Raw genomic sequence first — 10,271 nt, forward strand, 5'->3', positions numbered from 1 at the left:
TCCCCTCGGCTATCGGTAGGCAGATCGTTTTATCCCCGGCGACTCCTCGTCGTTTGCGTTTGGCCATCGTCCTTGGCCTCCAAACTCTATGCCCTCATTTTAGCCAAACAAACTGAGTTGGAACTAGGATTGGACGTCCCCAATGGTTTGTCCTGCTCTGATTTTTGCACCGACAAAAGCAGGATCGCGGGTGTAAGCAACAACATCGCCGACTTGGCCATGAAAACCAGTCACTGTAAACATAAAATGTGTGGTGACTCGAATCAGTTGTTCGGCAGTCTGGAGTGGCTTGAGTCCGAGATTAGGCGCTTGTTTGGTCAGTGCGCTCCACCAGTGGCGAATAGACGGATCTGCGACAGAAGTGTTATCAGGAAAATAGATTGCAAGATAATCTCGCACATACTTTTCTAAGATCTCATACAAAGCTAAACCATCGGTTGCGTAGGGGAATTCATCCCTCAGAGAGTTTGTTCCCGCCGCCGCCAGCGCTTCTGAGAAGGTTTGTAGACGAACGAATTCCACACCCTTTAACAAGCACCTGACCATACCGTCGTAGGTAAATGCAAAGGTGCGATGGGCCAATCCTTGCTTTGGAGATAGCAGTACATAGGCATCTCGGTTGACATCAGCCGTGCCGTAAATAAACGGGGTGAGTAACCGACGAAATGGATGCTCGGGTGGCAGCTGTTCTCGTGTTGCGGTGACGAGCAGATTTGATGCCAGATAGTGGACGGAGCCTAAATGATCGGCAACCGTTACCCCTGCAAACAGCGAGCAACGCCAGCACCATTTGGCGGCTTCCCAGGTTGGGGCGTTAGGATAATGCGTCTTGTCGTTATAGGCCGTGTAGATCCGGATAAGCTGCCGATTGTTATCGAAAAAGGCGCAGGCTCCGTAGCGCTCAAAGCCCTCACGCACTGGAAAAGCAACCATCCAGGAGAGATCGACCCTATAGGCGGCATTGGGGTCGTCTTTTACTTGCTCTAGACGATGGGAGCCAATCCCCTGAAAGGCCAGGAGAGACATGGTTTTATCGGAGGTTGTCTCTTGCCACTGCACATTCGGCTTGGGCAGAACGTCGCCATACTGAATCTCGATTTGTTTGATCGCTTCTGTCGGGTTCGACCACATATTGTCGTCATCGGACAACGGCAAGCTCTGAAGTGCCCAATGGGTGGCTTGTTCCGAAAACGTGATCTTTTTGCCATCTTCATCAAGGGCAGGAACCGCAATAAAGGGCGCGGCAACATCGTATTTTTCTAACGTTGCCATCTGTTTCGGAATACCGACTGCTTTGGGACCACGAGGCTGCCAAGCGTTGGCTTCATCGCGGATGAGGGCTGACGTAATTCGTGAATGTAGATCAGAGGAAGAAAGCGGAATATCTCCCTTCATGGGAAAGATCGGATCAACAATGGATGACATCTAAATGACTCCTTGACTGTAAGTTTTTCTACGTTTGCTCTGCGCATCGAATCAAACGATCTTGATTACTTTCAGGATGATCGTTTTTGCAAACTGGAACGTGTGGGCTCAAACTCTCTTGTTTTACGCGGCTAGGACAGCATTAGCCGCCGCTTCGCCCGACGCACAGGCCCCTTCCATATAGCCGCGCCAGACTTTCGACAGATGGGTACCTGCCCAGTAGATGCGATCGCAGGGTTCCCAGAGACGATCGCCAATTGTCGTCAGTGTGCCCGGCGTCATATATGAGCAGGCCCCGCCTTGGGACCAAGGTTCATTCACCCATTGCTTAACCACCATCTCCACAGGATGGCGTGCCGGTTCACCCAGCGCAATGGCGACCTGATCGAGAATAATTTGGTCGCGTTCAGCCTCGGTCACGTTATCTAACGGTATCGATGGCTCCCCGCCAAACAGGATCGAAATCACCCCGCGCTTCGACTCGGTGTCGCCGAGGTCAAAAATGCCGGTCATGCTGTTGTCGATGCTCGCGGCGATGCCCGAGAGACCTTGGCCGCGCCAAAAGGGCGTCTCGTAGGTGAGGATGGCCTTGGTGTATCGGCCGATCGGGCAGCGCTGATGGAACGCGCGGCGGTAGGCGGGCAACATGGGCTCAAACTCAAGCCGATTGATCATCACGGGGGGCAGCGCACAGATGACCTGTTTGCCCTGCCAGGTGGTTTCGTCGCACTCCACGGTAACGCCGTGATCGTTTTGTACGATGCGGCGCACGGGCGAGCTGAGGGATACTACACCGTTGACGGTTGCAGCTAACCCCTCGGATACCAACTGACTGCCCATCATATGGGCGGCTTGTCCACCCGTATGGGTATCGCCCATAAAAATGATGTCACCGCAAGTTTTAAACAAATGCAGGGTCTCAAGGAAGGAGACTTCTTCTGGCATCACTCCAAAGTAGGCATTCGTGCTGATGGCGATCAACGCTCGTAGGGCGGGTGTTTCGACGTTCTGGTTAACCCAGCCAGCGAAGGTCATGGCATCAAATTCTTGGGCTTTTTCGTGGGTCCATGGCGCGTCAATATCGAGGCCAGCTAGCTCGCCCTCCAGCTTGGCCATGACGGTTTGGAGTTCGGGTAGAGCCGCTTGCCGTCCGGGGAAGCTGCCCACGTCACCGAGATGGCGAGTCTCTCCGTCAACAGCTACCTCTTTACCGGTCACGAACTGCCGAATCAGGGGCACATTGAATTCTTGAACGAGTTCATGCATCCGCCTATGGTTATCGGCGAGCCAAGCGCCGCCTAGATCGATATGCTCTCCGAGATACTCGTTGTATTCAGAGCAGGTCAGGCCACCGACGCGATCGCGCGCCTCTAGCACAGCAACGAGCTGTCCAGCCTTGGAGAGGACACGGGCCGCATAGAGGCCAGATAGTCCTGCACCCACAATAATGGTGTCGAAAGTTGTCTGTTCTGGCGTTTGATTCATGATGTCCTCCTATGGTGTTTGCAGCGCGGTTATGCGCGATCGCGCCGTGAGCTGTGTGCGATGACCCTAAAATAAATTCATCAATTGATGAATTTATTGCCAAAAAAATAGGCTGCTACAGGAAAAGATGGGCTCTCTTGGGCACTGAAAACCTTTTCAGAGATAGCAATGTTCGCGGAGACTAAACATTTCATGTTGAATCCTCATTAGATAAGCTGGTGATGACGAGCTAAAATTCTACACTTGATGAATCTATGATAGTTCTACACTTGATGAATTTATTTTGTCAACCCCCTTTGGCATCCTGTAGTCTCAGAGGGTAACTGCGTATATGAGGAGCGTGTGCTGTGGGACGGAAAAGTCTGGCTGCTGAGCGGCGAGAGGATATACTCAATGCCTTCGAGCAGTGCATTTTAGAGCGAGGCATTGAGGGAACCTCGTTTCAGCACATTGCTCAGGTGCTGGGGATGGATCGAAAAATGGTCAGCCACTACTTTGGAAATCGAGAGGGCTTGGTCGATGCGATGACCCAACGAATCATCGATACATTTGACACATACACGAACGAAGCACTGGCAAAGCTAGAACAGTCAGCTAGTGTCATGGATCTCGTGGAAACATTCCACAGTCATCAGCAAAACTCTACCGAGCGGGTGGAAATCCTCTGGGCGGAGATCTCAGCCTATGCGACTCGATCCAAGGTCGTTCGCGATCGCCTTCGACGCAGCTACGACAACATGTTCCGAACTGTGGATGAGATGCTGCAACGGGAGTATCCAAATGTTCCGAAAAACCAACTGAAAACGGCAGCCTATACAGTTACCATCCTGATTGATCGCTCCCCCCTGCTGGAGTGGCTCGGCGTAAAGGGGGCTCCTATCAAGTCTGCAAAGGCAGCGATTGAAACAGTACTAAAAGACCTGAAGTGAACCTCTGATACATTGGGATTCACTTCAGGGGTTGAGCGGTATTTCAATAAATTGAAGCAGTATTAGCTGCTACTTGTTTCGAGAAAAAAGAGAATGCTATAACAAAGACTGTTTAGATTCCGCCGGATGGTTGGGAAATTCTCCTGTAGAGGTTAGTTTGTCGCGCTGCTAGTAGCCAAAAAGTAATGCCTTTTTCTAAATTGCTCCAAAGAATTAGCCTGGGACTGATCATCCTATGGGGTGTGCTGGTTTTAGTGTTGGCAGCACGTTGGCTGCACTATTGGATGTATGGCTGGCTCAATCCTAACGAGATCGATCTAGACGACTGGCTGTTCAGCTTGAGTATGATTACTTGGCTACTCCAGGCAGCAGCTTCAATGGAAGCGTTGTTCATTGGCGCAGGAACCCGATTCCGATGGATTAGCTATCAGCGTGGTCAGGTTTTTGTTGGGCTCTTTAGCTTGATACCCATAGCGTATATGCTACATGGGTTTTGGTGGGCCATTTCAAATCCCTATGTGAGTTTTGGCTACCACTGGTTAACCTGATTTTTATGGTCCCTTTAGTGACCGCTTGGCTTTTGCTGCGTTCTAAAAAGGGGAGACTGAAGCATAGCTGCAACGAAGGGCAATAAGAGATTGGGACTGTTGTATGATTATTCTTAGTCTGACAAGCTTTTAAAAACTCCCCACAGATAACTAATGTTACCTATGGGGAGAATCTTCTCAAAAAGGATGAAAAGAGAAAATGATCAGCCTAATAAGGCAACAACATCTGTCGCATTGTATAAGGCTCCAGCCACTTCATAGTGCTCCACACCATTTATAGTCTGGGTCCAGTCAAGACTGTTGCCCTGCTTATCCTGAGTGCCCAAAATATGAATGCTGTTAGTCCCCAACTGTGTGATGGACATCGTAGCGGTATCAAAGAAATCTAGCTTAAGGATATCTTGGCCACCGCCACCAGAAATACTGGCACTACCCACACCAGTATCAAAAATATCTTCACCACCACCGCCAAATACAACTGCGTCTTTTAGATCTAGGTTTAAGCCGCTCACAGTCAAGATATCATCGCCGCTACCACCATCCAGGGCGCTATTGACCAGACCAATGCTGTTATTCAGGATAATACCACCACGGGAGGTCTGGGGTGTATAGGTGGACTCGATTGTAATGGTGTCATTACCACTCCCTCCTAAAATATGGGATTCAAGCGCACCAAAGAAGTTTTGAGCTGGAAGTATGTTCGTAAAGCCTTTCACCCCAATGGTGATCTCATCACTACCAGCACCGCCAGAAACCGTTGATGCGTTTATACCTACGGCAGCACCGCTAGCGCTTTTGATCTCAGCCGTAATATTGATGGTGTCGTTATCACCATTACCCTCAACTAGGCCAGATAGTACCCCGGTAGCCTCAGTCATGGCCCCAAACGTACCAACAGCGTCAGTGCTCGCTGCAATCGTAATCTTATCGCTACCCTTACCGCCCCAAACAACAGAACTTATACCAACCCCCGTAGCCTTGGAGGAACCACCGCCCCGTCTAGTTCCAATCTGTGTGGAGGCTGTGATAGAAATAGTGTCGTTGTCGGCACCACCCGACACATAAGAATCGCTGATAATTCCAGTGGCAGAGGCGGTTCCACCAGCAATGAACGCGCTGCTTACGGCAGAGGCTGAGATTTGAATCACATCTTCTCCCCGGTTGCCACCGAGGCTACTGCTTTCTAAGCCTATCGCTAAGGAGGAGGGTTTGCCTTGGGACCCTGCACTACCTCTGGCGTTTACGGTGACGGTGTCATTGCCAGCTCCTGCTTTTAGAACGGAAGAACGCATCCCTATCCCTGTCGCTGAGAAACCACTGATGTTACTAACGTTACCTGTACCATTAATGAGAACAGAATCATGGCCACCTTTGGTTTTGATGTCCGAATTACGTAAGCCAATACTCAGGGTAGATCGTTTAGAGGTGGCAACACTACTGGCTGTGAATGTATCTGATCCTCTTCCTGTATCGACAGTAGCGCCGGTCATACCAATCCCTAAGGCATCGATCGTTCCACCAAAGGGGATGTCATCTACAGCAAAGGTGCTGATGTTTGTGATGGCTTCAACGATATCATCTCCACCAAAACTATCAATGACCAAAACATCAGCACTGATACCGATGTATTCATCATCAATGAGGATTGTATCTGCTTTGCCCAAAAAGGTATCTGCCTGGGACGTACCCTGGAAAAAGCCAGTCAATTGAGCCATGGTATTCAACTTTTTGAGTTTAAATTGATTAAAGAATGTTCGCTGTCACAGTCCCCGCTTGACATTAAGACTGAAAAAGTGTTTCAGCTATTATTCGTGCTTGCCAGTCAAGGACTATGCCTTATTCCCCTAAGACCATGGAGACGCACCCCTATGGGCAGTAGTTCCTTTTGGGCGATCCACACAGACCTGCTCATTTTTGCTTTCCCTTGCTTAACCTTTATAGTGAGTTTTGAGGTTTGATGAAGGAACAGCTTTAGGGCATGGGAAGTATCTACACTCTAAGGTTCTAGCTTGAATACTCGTTATGTTTCGACACCTGTTGCCGCTAGTCGTTCTCCCTCTGATTACTATGCCTGCCTCCGCTCAGACTAATTCGCTGTCAGCTACCTGGCAAAATCCGCCGGAACCGATTGTATCGATGTTGGATGCGGACCGGCTACCGGCGGTGTCGATTTCGCCTGACAACCAGTGGCTGGTGGAGTTTGAACGACGGCCATTACCGCCCATTGCTGAGCTGGCAGAACCTTGGGTTGCGATCGCAGGTATCAAACTCAACCCCAATACCTGGGAACCAGCCCAAGCAGCCTCCTACAAGGGGATCAGCGTCCGCCCGTTGGGAGCCTCAGAGGGCACCTTGATCCATCTACCCGCCGGGGCTCGTATACGTAACCTACGCTGGTCCTATAACAGTCGCTACCTATCATTTACCCTGACTCAGACTGACGGCATTGAGCTATGGGTGTTGGATGTGGCCGCAGCAAAAGCTAGCCCCCTCAGCAGCCCCATTCTCAATGGGGTCTACAACAGTCCCTGTCATTGGTTACCGGGAGACGACGGCCTCATTTGTAAAGTCCGTCCTCGCGATGTCGGAGCACCGCCAGCAATGCCAACGACACCAACGGGGCCTGTAATTGAAAGCAGCCAGGGAAGAGTGGCCGCCACACGCACTTATACCAATCTGTTGGAGAGCCCCCACGATGAAGCCCTGTTTGAATACTATTTCTCAGCCCAGCTGGCCCATATTAGTTTGGATGGAGAGATTACCCGCCTAGATAAACCAGACCTGATCCGCAATGTGACCCTATCGCCAGATGGACAGTGGTTGTTGCGATCCACCGTCCATCGTCCTTTCTCCTACCAGGTGCCCCTATCCCGTTTTCCCGTGCGCTACGAGGTACTGAACCGCCAGGGTCAAGTGATCCATGAACTGGTAGATTTACCCCTGGCCGATGATATACCCCTGGCCTTTGACTCAGTGCGTACGGGAAAGCGCAGCATCGGTTGGCGTACGGATCAGCCAGCCACCCTTTACTGGGTAGAGGCGCTAGACGGTGGTGATGCCAGTGTCGCCGCTGACTATCGTGATGGACTTTATACCCTAGCCGCGCCCTTTGACAAAGCACCCACAGAAATCTGGCGTTCCACCCTGCGATTTAGCGGCATCATCTGGGGTCATGACACCTTTGCCATGGTGACAGAAACTTGGTACGACAGCCGCCAGCGAAAAACCTGGATGATTAATCCCCAAGGGACTGAACCCGTTTTAGTCAATGCCAGAGACTTTCAAGATGCCTATGCTAATCCAGGCAATCCGATGACCATCCCTGGTCCCTACGGCCGCTCGGTACTCATGGTTAGCGACGATGGTAAGAGCATCTATTTAAATGGCAATGGTGCATCTCCAGAGGGCGTATTTCCCTTTTTGGATCGGCTGGACCTAGCCAGTTTACAAACAGAACGTCTGTGGCAGGCTGAAGGAGAGAAATTTAGCCGCGTCACTCGTCTTTTGGATCACGATGCCCGCTCATTGATTGTTCGCAGAGAGTCTCCTAGCAGTCCGAGCAACTACTATCAGATCGATCTCGCCAGTGGAGAAGAACGCTCACTAACGGACTTTACCGATCCGTTAGCCTGGTATGCCGATGTCAAAAAAGAGGTAGTGCGCTATCCTCGCGCTGATGGGGTGACGCTCACGGCGACGCTATATCTGCCACCGGGTCATGATCCAGCAACGAGTGGCCCTTTACCCACAGTCTTCTGGGTTTACCCCCGAGAGTTTAAAGACCGCGACGTCGCCAGCCAAAATACTCGCTCAGAGCATACGTTTACCCGTCCAGGCAGAACGTCGGTTTTGTTTTTGTTAACTCAGGGATATGCTGTGCTTAGCGGTCCGACCATGCCCATTATTGGCGAAGAAGACGCAGAACCCAACGATACCTATATTGAGCAGTTGGTGTCTAGCGCTGAAGCCGCAGTTGATTATCTTGTGGAACGTGGCGTTAGCGATCGCACCCGTCTGGCCATTGGCGGTCATTCCTACGGGGCCTTTACTGCAGCAAATCTGCTAGCCCATAGCGATCTGTTCCAAGCTGGCATCGCCCGCAGCGGTGCCTACAATCGGACGCTAACACCCTTTGGTTTTCAGGGAGAACAGCGCACGTTCTGGGAAACTCCGGAGACTTATCTAACCATGTCTCCGTTTATTTCTGTTGAGAAAATTAATGAGCCGCTACTGCTGATTCATGGGGCTGAGGATAATAATTCGGGCACCTATCCGATGCAGTCATCTCGAATGTACGATGCCATGAAGGGATTGGGAGGTACGGTGCGATATGTGTCGCTACCGGCTGAGGGTCATAGCTATCGATCTAGAGAGGCAGTGGGTCATGTGTTGTGGGAAATGGTGCAGTGGTTGGATCAGCATGTGAAAGGTAGTGATTAGCGAAATAAAGCACACAGTTTCATGAAATAGCGACAGTCTCATGTGAGATAGGATTTGTCAAACAAAGACTTTATGTTCTCAGTAGAAATTTTCAAATTTTGAATATCATATGGCCAAACATAAAGAGCATACTATCGATGATCGAAAAAGACGTATGTATCTTCGTCAGCAGCAAAAAGATTATGAATGGTATTTGCAGAGCCCTGAAGAATTTCGTCGTCAAATTTGGGAGCACACCTTTATTTATAAATTCTTTGAAATGATGAGGACGAAAGCTGGGCTTGGTCTGTTTTGCTTTCTTTCTCTTGTAATCATCTGCCTATGGCTTAAATATGATTCCTCAAAATCACCGTTTGAAGTCATATTCGACAATTTAGAGTCCATAGCTTTAGGAACAACAGGAATAATCTTTTTAGCTGAAATTAAAGATCGACAAAGATTAGGTCAAAGACAAGCTTGGCAAGTTATCAATTCAGCTAGAGGTCAGACAGGAAGTGGTGGAAGAATACAGGCTCTGGAAGAGCTTGCCAAAGACGGAGTGAATCTTGAGGGTGTAGCAGTGCCTAAAGCTGTATTATCAGCGATAAATTTAAACGGCGCACGTCTTATTCAAGCTAACCTTCAAGAAGCGCGGCTGGACAGAGTTCAACTTATCAAAGCTGACCTTTTTCAGGCCGATCTGAGAAAGACTGATTTCTATGAGGCAAATCTTACACAAGCAAGATTACAGCTAGCCCTGTTGGAAGGGGCAAACTTCACAGGAGCAGATTTGCGTAATACACAATGCAAATACCTAAGATTTTGTAATGTGCAGCTTATAAGTACAGTATTTGCTAATGCTCATCTCAACGGTGCTAGTTTCTTAAATTCCGATGCCTCTAGTGCTGTATTCAACAAGTCTATTCTGTATAGAGCCCACTTTGATTCTCAACTTTTCAGCGCAGCTTTCTGTGACTCTCAACTGTTTGGTGCTAACTTTCACCAATCGCAATTAGATGACGCGGTTTTGGATGGTGCCATTCTTTGGAAAACTAAGCTCAGCGAGACAAGCGGTCTAACTGATGAACAACTAAGCCTAGCTATTTTATGCCAAACTCAGCTACCTCACAACATATCTGCCAATCCTGATCGTGATTGTCAGCTCATTCTTCAACAATCATCTTTATTCATGAGCGATACATTCCTTGAAAACAACAATCATGGAGAGCATTATATAAAGCAATTGAAGGACCATTTAAGCAGAAATGTTTAGCATCTGGGAAAATAGCTCTTAAAATGGCCCGACTAATAATATTTTCAGTATGAAGTTTTTGCAATGTTAGTCTCCCACAGACTTACTCTAAATCTCTAAATCTCACAAATCTCCTGTTCACTCAGGCCAGTAAATCGAGCGATTTCCGCGATAGGCAGACCGGCTGACTTCATCGTCTGCACAATCTGGCGT

General features: G+C 49.3%; 7 protein-coding genes. 4 read left to right on the top strand and 3 right to left on the bottom strand.

The window, feature by feature from the left end; translation table 11 throughout:
• Positions 1-123 precede the first annotated feature (123 nt).
• Both IQ260_RS20840 and IQ260_RS20845 read right to left on the bottom strand, forming a co-directional pair.
• A complete protein-coding gene (locus tag IQ260_RS20840; protein WP_193995021.1) occupies positions 124-1,425 on the bottom strand; it encodes a lipoxygenase family protein in 1,302 nt (433 codons plus the stop codon).
• A gap of 123 nt (positions 1,426-1,548) precedes the next feature.
• Positions 1,549-2,910 carry a flavin monoamine oxidase family protein gene (locus IQ260_RS20845; RefSeq protein WP_193995022.1) on the bottom strand — a complete coding sequence of 454 codons (1,362 nt, stop codon included), beginning with the start codon at positions 2,908-2,910 and terminating at the stop codon, positions 1,549-1,551.
• A 347-nt stretch (positions 2,911-3,257) separates the two neighbouring features.
• On the opposite strand from IQ260_RS20845, the gene IQ260_RS20850 reads away from it, so the two are divergent.
• Together IQ260_RS20850 and IQ260_RS20855 are read left to right on the top strand one after the other, a co-directional pair.
• Positions 3,258-3,839 (top strand): TetR/AcrR family transcriptional regulator, encoded by a 582-nt coding sequence (locus IQ260_RS20850; protein WP_193995023.1) that lies wholly within the window; start codon positions 3,258-3,260, stop codon positions 3,837-3,839.
• 185 nt (positions 3,840-4,024) lie between these two features.
• A complete protein-coding gene (locus tag IQ260_RS20855; protein ID WP_193995024.1) occupies positions 4,025-4,387 on the top strand; it encodes a hypothetical protein in 363 nt (120 codons plus the stop codon).
• Between the two features lie 203 nt (positions 4,388-4,590).
• Here the strand turns inward: IQ260_RS20855 and IQ260_RS20860 are convergent, their stop codons facing one another.
• A complete protein-coding gene (locus IQ260_RS20860) occupies positions 4,591-6,102 on the bottom strand; it encodes a hypothetical protein (RefSeq protein ID WP_193995025.1) in 1,512 nt (503 codons plus the stop codon).
• Between the two features lie 352 nt (positions 6,103-6,454).
• On the opposite strand from IQ260_RS20860, the gene IQ260_RS20865 reads away from it, so the two are divergent.
• Both IQ260_RS20865 and IQ260_RS20870 read left to right on the top strand, forming a co-directional pair.
• Positions 6,455-8,827: an alpha/beta hydrolase family protein gene (locus IQ260_RS20865; protein ID WP_228016314.1), complete on the top strand. Its 2,373-nt coding sequence runs from the start codon at positions 6,455-6,457 to the stop codon at positions 8,825-8,827.
• Positions 8,828-8,936: 109 nt separating this feature from the next.
• Positions 8,937-10,079, top strand: coding sequence for a pentapeptide repeat-containing protein (locus IQ260_RS20870; RefSeq protein ID WP_193995027.1), 1,143 nt, complete (start codon positions 8,937-8,939; stop codon positions 10,077-10,079).
• Positions 10,080-10,271 lie beyond the last annotated feature (192 nt).

Origin of the sequence: Leptolyngbya cf. ectocarpi LEGE 11479 (assembly GCF_015207065.1) — a bacterium.
GTDB classification, from domain to species: Bacteria; Cyanobacteriota; Cyanobacteriia; order Phormidesmidales; family Phormidesmidaceae; genus Leptothoe; species Leptothoe ectocarpi.

Bases quoted from the DNA above. Each gene is read 5' to 3' on its own strand.
- IQ260_RS20840 (WP_193995021.1), bottom strand. From the start codon at position 1,425: ATGTCATCCATTGTTGATCCGATCTTTCCCATGAAGGGAGATATTCCG.
- IQ260_RS20845 (WP_193995022.1), bottom strand. From the start codon at position 2,910: ATGAATCAAACGCCAGAACAGACAACTTTCGACACCATTATTGTGGGT.
- IQ260_RS20855 (WP_193995024.1), top strand. From the start codon at position 4,025: ATGCCTTTTTCTAAATTGCTCCAAAGAATTAGCCTGGGACTGATCATC.
- IQ260_RS20860 (WP_193995025.1), bottom strand. From the start codon at position 6,102: ATGGCTCAATTGACTGGCTTTTTCCAGGGTACGTCCCAGGCAGATACC.
- IQ260_RS20865 (WP_228016314.1), top strand. From the start codon at position 6,455: ATGCCTGCCTCCGCTCAGACTAATTCGCTGTCAGCTACCTGGCAAAAT.
- IQ260_RS20870 (WP_193995027.1), top strand. From the start codon at position 8,937: ATGGCCAAACATAAAGAGCATACTATCGATGATCGAAAAAGACGTATG.